The sequence below is a fragment of the Shewanella sp. 10N.261.52.F9 genome, from assembly GCF_041471165.1.
In the GTDB taxonomy this organism is placed as follows: Bacteria; Pseudomonadota; Gammaproteobacteria; order Enterobacterales; family Shewanellaceae; genus Shewanella; species Shewanella marinintestina.
Window position 1 is genome coordinate 23,823 of record NZ_JBFRNX010000006.1, and the last position, 14,282, is coordinate 38,104.

At 44.0% G+C, this 14,282-nt stretch carries 14 protein-coding genes and 1 riboswitch; of the genes, 3 read left to right on the forward strand and 11 right to left on the reverse strand.

Annotation, left to right across the window (positions count from 1 at the left end; all coding sequences use genetic code 11):
* Position 1 precedes the first annotated feature (1 nt).
* The 4 genes from moaD to moaA form a co-directional block, all read right to left on the reverse strand.
* Positions 2-253: a molybdopterin synthase sulfur carrier subunit gene (gene moaD, locus AB4298_RS04825; protein ID WP_248999679.1), complete on the reverse strand. Its 252-nt coding sequence runs from the start codon at positions 251-253 to the stop codon at positions 2-4.
* An 8-nt stretch (positions 254-261) separates the two neighbouring features.
* The gene (moaC, locus tag AB4298_RS04830; RefSeq protein WP_041411171.1) at positions 262-738 is read right to left on the reverse strand and encodes a cyclic pyranopterin monophosphate synthase MoaC; all 477 of its coding nucleotides are present in this window, start codon (positions 736-738) and stop codon (positions 262-264) included.
* 62 nt (positions 739-800) lie between these two features.
* Positions 801-1,325 carry a molybdenum cofactor biosynthesis protein B gene (moaB, locus tag AB4298_RS04835; RefSeq protein ID WP_248999680.1) on the reverse strand — a complete coding sequence of 175 codons (525 nt, stop codon included), beginning with the start codon at positions 1,323-1,325 and terminating at the stop codon, positions 801-803.
* A gap of 98 nt (positions 1,326-1,423) precedes the next feature.
* Positions 1,424-2,404, reverse strand: a complete 981-nt coding sequence (moaA, locus tag AB4298_RS04840) for a GTP 3',8-cyclase MoaA (protein ID WP_248999681.1) — start codon at positions 2,402-2,404, stop codon at positions 1,424-1,426.
* Positions 2,392-2,528, reverse strand: a riboswitch (molybdenum cofactor riboswitch). (Overlaps the previous gene by 13 nt.)
* A gap of 253 nt (positions 2,529-2,781) precedes the next feature.
* Here moaA and AB4298_RS04845 point away from each other — a divergent pair.
* Together AB4298_RS04845 and AB4298_RS04850 are read left to right on the forward strand one after the other, a co-directional pair.
* Positions 2,782-4,431 (forward strand): electron transfer flavoprotein-ubiquinone oxidoreductase, encoded by a 1,650-nt coding sequence (locus tag AB4298_RS04845; protein ID WP_371985889.1) that lies wholly within the window; start codon positions 2,782-2,784, stop codon positions 4,429-4,431.
* Between the two features lie 281 nt (positions 4,432-4,712).
* Entirely contained in the window at positions 4,713-6,629 is a 1,917-nt protein-coding gene (locus tag AB4298_RS04850; protein WP_371985890.1) for a methyl-accepting chemotaxis protein, read from the forward strand.
* 69 nt (positions 6,630-6,698) lie between these two features.
* Here AB4298_RS04850 and AB4298_RS04855 read toward each other — a convergent pair whose 3' ends face one another.
* The 4 genes from AB4298_RS04855 to AB4298_RS04870 form a co-directional block, all read right to left on the reverse strand.
* Complete coding sequence (locus AB4298_RS04855; RefSeq protein ID WP_248999684.1) at positions 6,699-7,049, reverse strand: DUF4870 domain-containing protein; 351 nt, start codon at positions 7,047-7,049, stop codon at positions 6,699-6,701.
* A gap of 57 nt (positions 7,050-7,106) precedes the next feature.
* A complete protein-coding gene (locus tag AB4298_RS04860) occupies positions 7,107-7,799 on the reverse strand; it encodes an MOSC domain-containing protein (RefSeq protein WP_371985891.1) in 693 nt (230 codons plus the stop codon).
* An 89-nt stretch (positions 7,800-7,888) separates the two neighbouring features.
* Entirely contained in the window at positions 7,889-9,346 is a 1,458-nt protein-coding gene (locus AB4298_RS04865) for a sensor domain-containing diguanylate cyclase (protein ID WP_248999686.1), read from the reverse strand.
* Between the two features lie 281 nt (positions 9,347-9,627).
* On the reverse strand, positions 9,628-10,473 hold the full coding sequence (locus AB4298_RS04870; protein ID WP_248999687.1) for a PfkB family carbohydrate kinase: 846 nt from the start codon (positions 10,471-10,473) through the stop codon (positions 9,628-9,630).
* 319 nt (positions 10,474-10,792) lie between these two features.
* Here AB4298_RS04870 and AB4298_RS04875 point away from each other — a divergent pair, with 319 nt between their 5' ends.
* Positions 10,793-10,972: a hypothetical protein gene (locus AB4298_RS04875; RefSeq protein WP_248999688.1), complete on the forward strand. Its 180-nt coding sequence runs from the start codon at positions 10,793-10,795 to the stop codon at positions 10,970-10,972.
* Between the two features lie 68 nt (positions 10,973-11,040).
* Here AB4298_RS04875 and AB4298_RS04880 read toward each other — a convergent pair whose 3' ends face one another.
* From AB4298_RS04880 to fdh3B, 3 genes are all read right to left on the reverse strand, one after another.
* Positions 11,041-12,369 carry a coproporphyrinogen III oxidase family protein gene (locus AB4298_RS04880; RefSeq protein WP_248999689.1) on the reverse strand — a complete coding sequence of 443 codons (1,329 nt, stop codon included), beginning with the start codon at positions 12,367-12,369 and terminating at the stop codon, positions 11,041-11,043.
* Between the two features lie 259 nt (positions 12,370-12,628).
* Positions 12,629-13,612, reverse strand: a complete 984-nt coding sequence (locus AB4298_RS04885; RefSeq protein WP_248999690.1) for a formate dehydrogenase subunit gamma — start codon at positions 13,610-13,612, stop codon at positions 12,629-12,631.
* A gap of 80 nt (positions 13,613-13,692) precedes the next feature.
* Positions 13,693-14,262 (reverse strand): formate dehydrogenase FDH3 subunit beta, encoded by a 570-nt coding sequence (fdh3B, locus tag AB4298_RS04890; RefSeq protein ID WP_248470346.1) that lies wholly within the window; start codon positions 14,260-14,262, stop codon positions 13,693-13,695.
* Positions 14,263-14,282 lie beyond the last annotated feature (20 nt).

Below are 14,282 nucleotides of genomic sequence, written 5' to 3' on the forward strand. Positions count from 1 at the left end.
CTTAGCCTCCAGTTACTGGTGGGAAGAATGCCACTTCATCACCATCTACAATAGCGCTGTCCCACTGGCTGATAGTTTGGTTTACCGCAACTAACAGTTTGTCTGATGCCAGTACTTTAGCCCACTTGTCATCTGTTGCAGCTAAAGTGGCACGTAGGCCTTCAGCTGTTTGGGTGTGTTCACCGGCTTCAACTTTAACGCTTGCGGTGCCTAGGAGCTCTCTAACTTGTGCAAAAAATAATACGTTAATCATAATCTTCTCTATACCTTAAAGTGCCCAGACTTACCGCCACGCTTCTCAGTTAAACGTACCTGAGAAATCACCATATCTTTTTGAACTGCTTTACACATATCGTAAATGGTCAAGGCGGCTGTAGAAGCTGCTGTTAATGCTTCCATTTCTACACCCGTTTTGCCAGAAAGTTTACATAAGCTACGGATCCACACACGGTTGTGCTCAGGCTGCGCTTCCAGCTCAACTTCCACCTTGGTCAACATAAGAGGATGACATAGCGGGATCAAATCAGAGGTTTTCTTTGCCGCTTGAATACCAGCGATACGAGCTGTAGCAAATACATCACCTTTGTGGTGGCTGCCACTCATTATCATCTCTAGGGTTTCGCTCGCCATTTCAATGTAGGCTTCTGCACGCGCTTCACGCTCTGTTACAGACTTATCGGTCACATCTACCATGTGAGCATTGCCATCTGCATTAATATGGGTAAAAGCATTGGTCATTAGAGTTACGCCTTTTTCTAAAAATATGGTCAAAGTACCGCAATATAGAGCTCTAACAAGGTCTATTCGGTGATTTTTTTCACGTGCATCACAAAGTTACAAGGGCGATGTGTTGCATCAAGTTGTTCTTTAATCAGCTTATTCCAACCAGTCTTACACGCCCCCGTTGAACCTGGTAAGCAGAAGATTGCCGTTTTATTAGCAAAACCACCCAGCGCGCGCGATTGCACTGTTGAAGTGCCAAGTTCGGTGTAAGTAATATGGCGAAACAACTCACCAAAGCCTTCAATCTCGCGATCAAATAACGGCTTAACTGCTTCAGGTGTGTTATCTCTATCGGTAAAGCCTGTGCCACCAGTGGTAATAATCACTTGCACTTCATTCGATGCTATCCATTGAGATAACACTGAGCGGATCTGGTATTTGTCATCTTTAATAATCTGGCGGTCAGCCAAAGTATGACCCGCTTCTAGCAATGCACTTTCAAGGAAAGCACCAGAAGTATCAGATTCAAAGTTACGGGTGTCAGATAAGGTTAAAACAGCAATGTTTAGCGCAGTAAACTTGCTTTGAGTGCAGTGTCCCATAATGGTCTCTTATTTTACCGAGTCATATTTTACTGAGTCTTGGTGACAATTATACCTAGTTTTTGACGCAACTTACGTTGCGTCAGATCAGAGTTTAATTAGCCGCCAATAGATGCCAAGTGCTGTGTTACACCTGTAATGCCGTCATGTAAGAAGTGAGTTTCTTTTTTCTGGGCAAGTTGGCCATGCAAACGCTCAATCAACTCAGCTTGCTGATCTGGTGTCTGCAGTAAGTCACGTAGATCCACACCATTTTCGGTAAACAGGCAAAGGTGCAATTTACCTTTGGCAGATACTCGCAAACGATTACAGCTAGCACAGAAGTTTTTCGCGTACGGCATAATCAAGCCGATACGACCTTGGTAATCTTGATGACTGAAGTTTTGCGCTGGACCATCGTCAACCGCAGGGGTGTCAAACTGCCAACCCGCATCTTCTAGCTGCAACTTGATATCATTACCGGCTAAGTGATGCGCCTTAAAGTAATCATGGCCTAAGCCCGTTTCCATTAACTCAATAAAACGTAAGTCAATTGGGGTACTTTTAATCCAGTGTAAAAAGCGTGGCAGATCTTTATCGTTCAGGCCTTTTAGCAGCACAGCATTGATTTTTACTCGCTCAAAACCCGCTTCTAATGCCGCATCAACACCACGCATCACTTCATCAAACTTATTCTCACCCGTGATCTGGTAGAACATTTTTGGGTCGAGACTATCGACCGAAATATTGATGCGTCTTAAGCCTGCATCATACCACTCTTGGGCATGTTTAGCTAAGCGATAGCCGTTAGTGGTCGTCGCAATGGTATTGATCTTATCGTTATCTTTTACGATACGGATAATGTCAGTGAAGTCTTTTCGCAAAGACGGCTCACCACCAGTAATACGGATTTTTTGAGTGCCGACCTGTGAGAAAGCCGAAACTAGATGCTCGATTTCATTGAGATCGAGAAACTTTGGCTTACCATCAGGGCGGTAGCCATCGGGGAGGCAATACGTGCATTTAAAGTTACATACGTCAGTTACCGACATACGTAAATAATGAAACCGTCGACCAAAATTGTCTTGTAGTTGGGACATGATCACCTTTCCAAGTAAGGGGAGGTGAGATCATTTCTTTTCTCACCCCGGTGGCGTTATTGCCACGGCTAAAAACCCGTATCTGTCTCGACGTAGGGTAAGAAGCTCGGAGAACCGTCAACCTTGATTATAGGCGTATTTGTGTGACAAACCATACCCTTTAGGCCACATTTCTCGTCAAAAACCATCACATATAAAGTTTTTGTGACAGTAATCACGCCAAAAAACGCTTAAAATATCTGCATTACAAGCATGGAAACGCTGTGACCTTGCGCGATTTTCAGGTAAGGTGAAACAAAACATTAAAACACCCGTTTATAGTGTGGTTGATTCAATTTGCACTATTGTCATCGGGGGAAAGAAGGAAAGGTGATCTGATGGAACGCGAATCGATGGAATTCGATGTAGTAATCGTGGGTGCAGGCCCCTCAGGATTAGCTGCTGCATGTCGTTTAATGCAAATATCTAAAGACAGTGGCCAAGAGCTGACTGTTTGTGTTGTCGAAAAAGGCTCTGAAGTGGGTGCGCACATTTTGTCTGGTGCAGTATTTGAACCCAAAGTACTCGATGAGTTATTTGACGATTGGCGCGATAAAAACGCGCCTTTAAACACCGCTGTGACTGACGATGAAATCTATATGCTTAGCTCGGCAAGCGATGCCCGAGCGATGCCCAACTCGCTTGTTCCTAAGACTATGCACAACCATGGCAACTACATTATCAGTGTCGGGAACCTTTGCCGCTGGCTAGCTGAGCGCGCCGAAGAATTAGGCGTTGAAGTATTTCCTGGATTCCCTGCCAGTGACCTGCTGTTTAACGAAGATGGCAGTGTTAAGGGCATTCAAATTGGCGATATGGGCGTAGGTGAAGATGGCCAGCCTAAAGATGGTTATGAACCAGGTATGGAGCTACACGCTAAATACACCGTATTTGGCGAAGGTTGTCGCGGCCACCTAGGCAAGCAACTGATTGAGAAGTTCCACCTCGATAACGGCAAAACACCGCAGCATTACGGCTTAGGCTTTAAAGAAATTTGGACAGTGCCGAGCGAGCAACATCAACTTGGTAAAGTGGTCCACACCGGCGGCTGGCCATTAACGGAAGGCGCTTCGGGTGGTGGCTTTATGTATCACCTAGAAAACAATCAAATAGCTGTAGGTTTAATTGTTGACCTTAACTACAAAAACCCACATCTAAGCCCGTTTGATGAGTTCCAGCGTTTTAAAACGCATCCAGTGATTGCTAAAACCTTAACTGGCGGCGAGCGTATTGCCTACGGCGCGCGCGCAATCACCAAAGGCGGCCTCAACTCTCTACCTAAGCTCACCTTCCCTGGCGGCATGATTATTGGCTGCGATGCTGGCACACTGAACTTTGCCAAAATTAAAGGTACTCATACCGCGATGAAGAGCGGTATGTTAGCCGCAGAAACACTAGCCCAAGCTATGATGGCCGGTGTTGAAGCCGGTAAAGATCTTGATTGTTTGCAAGACCGTTTTGATAAAAGTTGGCTCAAAGAGGAGCTCTATTGCTCTCGCAACTTTGGCCCTGCAATGCATAAATTCGGTACCTACTTAGGCGGTGCATTTAACTTTATCGACCAAAACTGGTTCGGCGGTAAATTTCCTGTCACCCTCCGTGATGAAAAACCGGATTACGCCCAAATGGCAGAGTCCAGTGCTTACAGTAAAATTGATTACCCTAAACCCGATGGCAAATTAAGCTTCGATAAGCTGTCATCGGTTTATCTTTCAAATACCTTTCATGAAGAAGATCAACTGTGCCATTTGCGATTAAAGGATGCCCGTATCCCGATTGATGTTAATTTGGTTAAGTTTGATGAGCCAGCGCAGCGCTATTGCCCTGCTGGCGTATATGAAATTATAGAGGAAGCCGGTGAGAAAACCTTCGTCATCAATGGCCAAAACTGTATCCACTGTAAAACTTGTGACATTAAAGACCCTAGCCAGAATATTACCTGGGTAACACCTGAGGGTGGCGGTGGTCCAAACTACCCGAATATGTAACTTGATATAAACCAAAACTCTGTATTTAAATAATGTAAACGCACACCAAAAGGTGTGCGTTTTGGGTTGCAGAGCAAACAAAAACTCGACATAATCCGCCGCTCTAATAAAAGCGTACAAATTTCAGACTGAAATTCAGATACCTACCTTTAAATCCTACAGTTTATATCCATTTACTCGTCATCGACTTCATGGGCTACATTTAGCTTGTGTGCTTGCTGACAACTCTGCAATTAACAACTTCCGGTCATGTACTTGGCTGTATAGGCAATCACATTTTTATGAAATTGAATATGCTCACCATCAAACAGAAAATTCTGCTTACCGTCGCTCTAGCAGTATTACTCTCGACAGCTCTTGTCGGTATTCTGAGTCAACAAAGCGCTAAACAAGTGATTGAGCAGCGCATGCTAAGCTCTGAAATGCCTAATATCATGGCGCAGATCCGCAATAAGCTTGAGTTAAATATCTCCAGCTTAATGCATGCTGCCGAGCAGTTAGCCAATAACAGAATGCTATTACAGTGGCTCGAAGAAGATCGCCCGCAAAGTCATGAAGCACTGGTAGTCGATCTGCTGGGTGATTTAACTCGTCAATATGGTTTAGCACAAGCCTCTTTTGCTGATAGAGAAACTGCAGCTTATTACACCCAAGATGGCTTCTTACGCATTTTGTCACCAAACCAAGACAACTGGTTTTTTGACTACAAAAATAGCGGCCAAGAAAAGATGCTCAATGTGTTCACTGAAAGCAACGGTGAAGTAAAACTCTTTATCAACTACCAGCAGCCACATGGTCGCGGTTTGGTAGGCCTTGGCAAGTCACTTGATGATATGGTGCAATTACTACGTTCATTTAAAATTGAACAATCGGGTTTTGTTTATCTAGTGGATGCCAAGGGCCAAGTAAAGCTGCATCAAGATACCCGCCAAATTGGCCAAGCTAGCATCAACAGTCTGTATCCGGGACTTAATACTGCCGACTTAATGCAGAAAAACGATTTTAGTCTTATGAAAGCAGAGCTAAATGGCGAATCAATGCTGATCGCCAGTAGCTATATTCCATCAATGGACTGGTACTTGATCGCGCAGGTTCCTGAAGCAGAAATTTTCTCGTTACTTGAAGACTCAGCGTACAAAATCTTAATTTGGACTGCGATTATTGCTGCTACTTTCATCGCGCTCGCAAGTTTAGTGGCAAGCTCTGTAAGCCGCCCTATCGCTAACGTCGCCAATATGCTCGACAATATTGGTGAAGGTGAAGGCGATCTACGTCAACGCTTACCGGTTGAGGGTAACGATGAGCTGGCGCAATTAGCTAAAGGCTTCAATAGCTTTATCAGCAAAATTCAGGCATCAGTGATAGAAGTCGGTGAGGCTAGCGCTCAGCTGACAGCATCAGCTAACGATGTCTCACGTCAAGCGCAGCGCACATTAGCAGACAGCCAACTGCAAAAAGACCAAACCATTATGGTGGCGACTGCGATTAATGAGATGGGCGCAACAGTTAATGAAATAGCTAGCAATGCCGCCCAAGCAGCAGATACTGCTAGAGCCGCAGATACAGACTCAAATAACGGCCAAGTGGTAGTAACCCGTGCCCGCGAGACGATCAATCAGTTATCTGATGATGTTGAGCAAGTGGGTGAAGTGGTTGAGTCTTTAGCAACACATACCAAGTCTATCGAGTCTATTTTGGATGTGATCCGCGCTGTATCAGAGCAAACCAATTTACTCGCACTGAACGCTGCAATTGAAGCTGCGCGTGCAGGTGAGGCTGGTCGTGGCTTTGCTGTAGTAGCCGATGAAGTGCGTAACTTAGCCTCACGTACAGCAACGTCGACCAACGAAGTACAAGTGATGATCAATAAGCTACAAGCTGAAGCCACCCGCGCAGTAGAGGCAATGGAGCAAAGCCGTGCCCGCTCAGTCGCGGGGGTAACTGCGGTCGATGAAGCTAGCCAATCGCTAACTGGAATTAGTGACCGTATCGGCTCTATCAGCGATATGAACACTCAGGTAGCCGCCGCAACAGAAGAGCAATCAACCGTGGTTGAAGATATCAATCGCAATGTCAGTGATATTAATGATATTACTCAACGCACAGCTGAAACTGCTGAAGATGCAGCACAAGCAAGCCAGACACTTATTCAATTAGCCCGTAGGCTCGACTCACTCGTCGCCAGCTTTAAAGTGTAATTCAAATAAAAAACCGCCTAATGAAAGCTCAATAGGCGGTTTCTTTAATGCTGATAACTCGCTTACACTTTATTCAGCTCTTGGCTTAATAAAATTAATCGTCAGCGGATATTTATAGCTTTCGCCTTCGCTGGCTTTAATCGCTGCAATAATGGTAAACACTATGTCAGCTATGGCTAATATTGCTAATAGGATAAAACCGATACCTACCAACATTAAAATCGCGCTAATAGTGACATAGATAAATAGACTAATTTTAAAATTTAGACAGTTACGGCCACATGATTCCACAAATGGAAACTCATCGCGCTTCATCAACCACACGATCAATGGTCCCAAAATACTGCCAAATGGCACTAGATACCCAGAAAAGCTTGCTACTTGTACGATGATCCCCATATTTTTTTCATCTTGGGTCATGCATTTCACTCCTTTGAATTATAATATTAAAATCTGTTGAATAACGTTTACCGCAGCCTACTTTGGGCCATATAAGCGCATCTGCCAATCTTCGATTGCTTGATTCTCAATACGGCGTTGTAAGCTATTTACCCATGCCACAGCTAGCCCATCGCAGTCAGCTAAACGCTGATACTCCAGTGCATCAAACTCAGGTAAGAAATAGATATGCATCGCTTCTGCAATGCTGATATCCGTCAAGCGCTTAACTAACACAACCGAGTCATTTGCAGATATGGTCCCTGGTGTTAATACACGGTAGAACCAACCGCAGCGTCCACTTTGCTGCATCGCTAGCGCAAACTCTTGATGGCCAAATTGGCGATTAAGCTTAAAGCAGGGGGAGCGCGGCTGAGTCACCTGTAATTCAACATCACCAATTTTGATGATATCGCCAATATGCACTTGGGTTTCATCTAGGCCAACGGTACTAATATTTTCGCCCATAGCTGGTGCATCTTTAAAGCTTGCCATCATATCCCAGCGACGATACTGACCGTAGTGTTCTCTAGGAAAATGATGTAATACCCGGTCAGCGCCGCCATGATGCTTAGGATCTGCTTGCACGTCGCCCACGACACCTAACGCCCCAACAGTTAATGCTGTTACTGCGTTTTTATTATTTATTCCTGAGGTAACACCACCAAGATCGACTATCACTTCGCCTTGATATAGGCCTGAGATCTGTTCAGCTAAAGTTTGCACCGGCATCAAATCCACTCTATTGAAAAACTTAAACTATCCTAACATTGCTGGCATAAATTAATGCAGCTACTTTATCAAGATAAATACCAATCAAACTAATACGACAGGACCACTCTATTTCGTCCCTGCTCTTTGGCTTGGTAAAGTGCGATGTCGACTCGGTTAATTAACTCTTCAGCTTTTTCTGCGTGACGATATTCAGCAACGCCACAACTAATCGTCACATTAATCTGACTACCATTAACGCTCAGCTCTCGCTCAGCGACTAATCCCCTAATCCTTTCGGCCAATTCACCACCTTGGCTTAAACTGCACTTAGGTAGCAAAATTAAAAACTCTTCACCTCCCCACCGGCACAATAGCTCTTCTTCACCCAATTGGCCCTTAAGCAGGTGACTTAATGTTTGGATAACTAAATCTCCGACATTATGACCATGACTATCGTTAACCTTTTTAAAGTGGTCAATATCCATCAACAATATCGAGATCGGCGAGCCATCGAGTACCGATTGCGTCAAGACTTTAGCAAAGTGCTCTTCAAAGGCCTGGCGATTTGCCGCGCCGGTAAGCTTATCTGTTGATGCCATGACTTCCAGTTTGCGCTGATACTTTCCAAGAGTCATATTAGCTATGATTAACACACCGATGGTAACTAACAGGCTCAAACCGATATTAACCCAAAAGGTGGTCAGTAACTTTTGTTCACTTTGGGCATCGTCCTGTTCTACCACCAAATGCCACTTAAACTCTGATACCAAACGACTATTTAGATAAACCGTTTGCCCTTCTTTTTGATAAGCAAAAGAACTGCTTGGGCTGGTAAGAATACGTGTCGCTAACTTCTCAAGCCCCGGGCTGTCCTGTAAGTTCGAAGCTCCTTGATACAGCTCACTGTGAAGAGTGATATTACCTTGCCTATCAGTGAAATAAACATTGCGATTATAGCGCTGCTGATATAACTCAATCAGGCGCTTTACACTTTCAACGGCTAAACCAACGCCGGTAACCCCGATAAAATTACCGTCAAAGTCGAATACTTTATAATTTACATAAATCACGGTGCGATTTTGATCAGCACTATCAGGATCGATATTCACTTCATAGTGCTCTGACTTAGGCAGTGATCGCACCCGAAAATACCAAGCATCATCAGGGTTAATATCTTCAATTCGTTTAAGTACGCCGCTGGAGTGGTAATAATTACGGCTAGACTCAGACACAAAGAAGCTGGTCACTGTTTCGTATTTTTCTTGGATCTCTTTCAGATAACGGATCAAATCATCGGGAGTTTGCTCTTGATTAATCGCCCAATCTCGAACGAAAGTATCTTGAGCCATGAGTGAGGAAATAAAAATCGGCCGTAATAAATCTTGTTGGATTTCAGAGTAAATATTATCGCTGGTTAACGGCAGATTATTATCTTTAATTTGTTTACTTAATGAGTCATGAGCAACTTGATAGCTTATGCCACTGGTCACCGCAAAGGCGGTTAATAATAATAACGACAAAATCCAAATAAAACGTTTCTTATCGCTAAAAACTCTATTGCCCATATAACAGCCCTCACTCAACTACAGTGATCTAACTTAGTGAAACACAATGATTGTTAAACTTTTGTGAATAATAACCAAAAAAGATAGCGCTCGCACGACTTTCGATGCAATCGCCTTAGAAACTAAAAAAAATGCCCTGTTAGGGCAACAGGGCATAAATAGACAAATTGGAAGTATTACAGTCAGAGATTATCTGCTTACTATATTAAGCAGCAAAAATGACTGTCATATGACGCCAAGATGACAGAACTAAGTCAGCGTTGAACTTGGAGTCAGCCAAATTAAGGTGTTTCTGTCAGGTAATGCTTTAAACCTTTACCTGGGATTGAGCTATTGCAAGCCACAGCAAAACCGGACCAAACAGCAGCTTCTTGCATAGATCCTAAAATGCTTTGCTGACGAACTAAACCATGAATAAGCCCTGCTGCATAAGCATCGCCCGCGCCTGTGGTATCGATCACATCACTTGGTATGGCAGCAACCCGCTTGGTTTCTTTTTCGCTATAAAGCGTCGCACCATTTTCGCCGTCAGTTACGACAAAATACTTAAGTTTATCGCCAGCTATCGATTGTGCGAATAACCAAGGTTCCCCATCACAGCGCCCCTCCATATCACTGAGCGACGCTATTAATATATGGCAAGGTCGAGAACGCTGATCTTTGGCTAATTGTGCAACTACCCAGCAGTGATTCATCGCCGTTTTCGCCCAGCTAGCCGCACCTTCAGTCGACGAGTTGATATATAGTGCATCGACATCTTGCCAGTTTGGCGGCAATGGCAACTCAAATTTGGGTCGCTCAGGTCTGATAATGGTGCGCTCACCGTCAGGTGTCATCATCAATAACATTTCGCAAGTATTGCCTGCACGCCTTTGGATCAAACTGCAATTGATCCCTTGGGTACTCGCCTCAGCAAGCAACCAGTCTCCGACGTCATCTCGGCCCACTTCTGTTACCAGCGATACCTGATGTCCAGCCCAGACGAGGCCTATGCCCGTATTGGCACCACCACCACCTAAACGCTGACCACCATCTTGATAATGGAATCGTCCACCTGTTTTAAGAGGTTGGTTGAGGTTGAAAATACGATCGCAGTTGAGGTTTGCTACCAACAAGATATTCGCCATAACAGCTCGATATAAACAAGAGTTCATTCGATAGTAAGAGATTTTATTCAGGGTTCCAAGCTCTGCCCTGAAGTAACGACAGGGATAAGGCTTTTATCGTTAACCCTGTAAGCGATCTCTTAAGCTAGTGTAAGAGCTAATACCCAGCGATTAACACCTTGTTTTTGCACTTTATTGGTAACTTATTGAAAATAATATTATCAAAGCAGAGCAATTCGCTAGAAATCAACTATTATTAGCATACACAAGCCGATACAGCGCTACGCAAATAAAAATTTGCGATATAAGATATTGGCAAGCCTACTTACAGGATAGTTGAATGGACTCAATTATTGGCATCCACGACCAAATGGAATTTGGCACGACACCAGAAGCACAATTGGCTCGCTACCAGGCGTGTTTGTTTGAATTTGAGCAACTGCAATACACAGATGACTATGTGTTGCAGATCAAAGAAGACATCAAGAAATTACAGCGCCTAATAGAAACAAAAGGGTGAAGCTTGTTAGCTTCACCCTTTTTTGTATCTAATAACCGCCAACGGTAGCTGACGGCAAATTACGAGTCTTACATATCGCAAGCTTTAAGTGGCTTACGTAGCTGAGCGCGGACGTTATCCATGCCAGAATAGAACTCTTTCATCATCAACAATCCCATCATCTTACCGTTATCGGTGATAATCAGGTTGTCTGGATCAGTTGGGTCATTCTTAATTGCGCCGATGGCTTTCATCGAAGTCATCTCTTTAAATAGCGCAGTGTCTAAGTTAACCCCAAATGTTTCGCGGAAATACTTACGTGATAGGCGACCCGAGAACATGCCTAATAGGAAGCGATACTGCATCACTTCTTTACGACCATAGCGCTTCTGTTGGTCCACACCCATTTTGCCATTCGCAATACGCTCTTGGTAATTACGCAATGAGAAGGTGTTTACATAAAGCGTGTCATTTAAGAAGCTAAATGAGCCCGAGCCCACGCCTAAGTATTCATCAAAATCAATCACATACTCGTCAAACCCTTCATCATTTGCTTTACCAAACGCCCATGCCGATAGCTGGTTATATTGACCGTTAAGGCTGTTTAGGATTTGACGATACTGACGCGCCATATCACCTTGAGGAGCCGCGAGCTTACCTTTAACACTCTTACGAGTTTGGTGAGTGATCATTAATGGGTAAGTGGTGATTTGGCGAGGATCAAGCTTAGATGCCATATCCAAATCATGCTGGATCACTTCGTCAGTTTGACCACGGAAACCAAAGATAAGATCGACATTGATGATTGGAAACAGCTCTTTGGCCGCCATGATCTTATCAAACGTCTGCTGGCCAGTACCGAACTTTTCAATACGGTCTGTCATCGCCAAGATGTCGTCATTAAAGCTTTGTACGCCGATAGACATACGGTCGACTAGGCCTTCAAGCTGCTTAAAGCCTTCGCTATCTAAGTGTTGCGGATCTGACTCACATGAGACTTCTTTAATACTTGGGAACAGCTTTTTAGCATGCTCAATAGTTCGTGCAAGCTCATCTTCTAATACCGTGGTTGTACCGCCACCGATATACATAGATTCAAAGTCATAACCTAAAGCTTTAACCATATCCATCTCTTTACGCAAAGAGATGAAGTAAGCGCGTGCCTTGTCTTCTTTAAATAGGAAGCGATGGAAAGTACAGTACGAACATAAGGTATGGCAAAACGGTACATGTGCATACAACATATACTTCTTACCTTCGATTGGGTTTGGCATCATTTCAGCCGAAACCGTATCGAGTCGTAAATTACGATCCACATAAAACTGCATGACTTTTTCCATACCGCTAATCATCCAGTCAGGCGTAGTGATGTTGGCGTTATAAGGTTGAACTGAATCAGGCAGAATAATTGACGACATATAAATTCCTATAAAAGAATGCTAATGGCAAAAGAATCGGAAACATTGGAATGCACTAGCGATGAGCAAAATTAGCACTTTAAATGAGCTTAAAACGTGATTAGGTTACGATTTAGCGTTTCCTATCAATGAAATGTAAGTTTTTTTGTTAAGTAAGTCATACTTTAGCGTTTGCGCATAAAACGTACAATGCTTCACAGATAAAAAAACACCCCAGCTACGAATAGCTGAGGTGTTTAAGCATTAAGTGAAAAGAGGATTACTCTTTGTACTTAAGCGTACCGTTTTCTTTGATCTCATCGAACCAAAGATTGTGGTGCTGGCTTGCCCATGTTTCGTCACAGTAACCAGAAACCATACACTCCATACCACCTTCAGACATAACCGTTGCCATAAAGATATGCACGATTGAGAAAGCAGTAATGATAATAGCACTGACTGAATGAAGAATTAGCGCGATTAAGCTTAGTGTGCGGCTAGGCTCGAACAAGTTCGGGAATAGTAGCAACATACCAGATGCAGAAATTACTAGGCCGAAAGCAGCGAATGCCCAGAACCATAATTTCTCACCCGCGTTAGCGAAACCAGCGTCTGGGTGCTTACCTTTGAATGGACCGAAGTTGATGTAACCACCAACAACCATCATCCACTTAAGGTCATACATCTTAGGCATCTGGTTCTTAGCCCATAACGTCACCATTAGCGCCCAACCTAACATGAACGGAATCGCCATGATGTCGTGGATCTGCTTAGAAGCGTTAACTAGACTAGCCCATAGGCCTTCACCGATGTAAGGCTGAACGAAGTATCGGCCAGCAATTAGCATTAAGCCTGTTAGGATCAATAGCAGACAAGGAATCGCACCTAGCCAGTGAATTGATACGTCAAACTTAGACCAACGGTAAACCAGCTTGCCTGAGTAACCACCGTGAAGCTTAGAAATTCCATTCACTTTGATAAACAGGACAAAAATAATGATCATGCCGAACAAGGCAGCCATTAATGCTGGAGCAAGAATATCACTACGCAATTCAAGTACACGTAAGTCATACGTGTTGATTGCTTGCGTGTGGAATTCACTTGTTGAAGTTGTACGACCTTCTTCGCCCGCTTTTAGCTGAGCCCAGATTTGGCCGTTGTTCACTTCAATAGTGTCACCCACTTTATCAGTAGCGTTAGCAAATACAGACACACTGAAAAACAGTGCAATTGCTACGCCTATGTGTTTTAACCATTTGTTCATAATACGTCCTCTATTACCACTGGGCGGCTCACGTTAATGAGCCACTCAGGGTACGCCAGAAGTTAGTCAACCTAAGTTGATTAACCCCAAGCTGCGTTTTTAGAACCACGGTATGCAACACGCTCACGGAAGATTGAAGAAACAACTTCTGCATCACCCGCTAGTAGCGCTTTAGTCGCACACAACTCAGCACACATAGGTAGCTTGCCTTCAGCGATACGGTTTGCACCGTACTTCTGATGCTCTGCCTCAGAGAAGTTCTCTTCTGGGCCACCCGCACAGAAAGTACACTTATCCATCTTACCGCGAGCACCGAAAGCACCTGATTTAGGGAACTGTGGCGCGCCAAATGGGCAAGCGTATAGGCAGTAACCACAACCGATACACGTATCTTTGTCGTGAAGTACGATGCCGTCTTCTGTCTTGTAGAAACAGTTTGCAGGACAAACTGCCATACAAGGTGCATCATCACAGTGCATACAAGCAACAGAGATAGAGGCTTCGCCTTTAACACCGTCATTGATAGTCACTACGCGACGACGTTGAATTCCCCACTCTAGAGCAGAGTCGTTTTCGTTCTTACATGCTGTGACACAACCGTTACACTCGATGCAGCGCTTGGTATCACATAAAAATTTCATTGTAGCCATTCTGGCAATTCTCCTAGCTA

Excerpts from the sequence above, each read along its gene's own strand:
- moaD (WP_248999679.1), bottom strand. The coding sequence starts at position 253 with ATGATTAACGTATTATTTTTTGCACAAGTTAGAGAGCTCCTAGGCACC.
- moaC (WP_041411171.1), bottom strand. The coding sequence starts at position 738 with ATGACCAATGCTTTTACCCATATTAATGCAGATGGCAATGCTCACATG.
- moaB (WP_248999680.1), bottom strand. The coding sequence starts at position 1,325 with ATGGGACACTGCACTCAAAGCAAGTTTACTGCGCTAAACATTGCTGTT.
- moaA (WP_248999681.1), bottom strand. The coding sequence starts at position 2,404 with ATGTCCCAACTACAAGACAATTTTGGTCGACGGTTTCATTATTTACGT.
- AB4298_RS04845 (WP_371985889.1), top strand. The coding sequence starts at position 2,782 with ATGGAACGCGAATCGATGGAATTCGATGTAGTAATCGTGGGTGCAGGC.
- AB4298_RS04850 (WP_371985890.1), top strand. The coding sequence starts at position 4,713 with ATGAAATTGAATATGCTCACCATCAAACAGAAAATTCTGCTTACCGTC.
- AB4298_RS04855 (WP_248999684.1), bottom strand. The coding sequence starts at position 7,049 with ATGACCCAAGATGAAAAAAATATGGGGATCATCGTACAAGTAGCAAGC.
- AB4298_RS04860 (WP_371985891.1), bottom strand. The coding sequence starts at position 7,799 with ATGCCGGTGCAAACTTTAGCTGAACAGATCTCAGGCCTATATCAAGGC.
- AB4298_RS04865 (WP_248999686.1), bottom strand. The coding sequence starts at position 9,346 with ATGGGCAATAGAGTTTTTAGCGATAAGAAACGTTTTATTTGGATTTTG.
- AB4298_RS04870 (WP_248999687.1), bottom strand. The coding sequence starts at position 10,473 with ATGGCGAATATCTTGTTGGTAGCAAACCTCAACTGCGATCGTATTTTC.
- AB4298_RS04875 (WP_248999688.1), top strand. The coding sequence starts at position 10,793 with ATGGACTCAATTATTGGCATCCACGACCAAATGGAATTTGGCACGACA.
- AB4298_RS04880 (WP_248999689.1), bottom strand. The coding sequence starts at position 12,369 with ATGTCGTCAATTATTCTGCCTGATTCAGTTCAACCTTATAACGCCAAC.
- AB4298_RS04885 (WP_248999690.1), bottom strand. The coding sequence starts at position 13,612 with ATGAACAAATGGTTAAAACACATAGGCGTAGCAATTGCACTGTTTTTC.
- fdh3B (WP_248470346.1), bottom strand. The coding sequence starts at position 14,262 with ATGGCTACAATGAAATTTTTATGTGATACCAAGCGCTGCATCGAGTGT.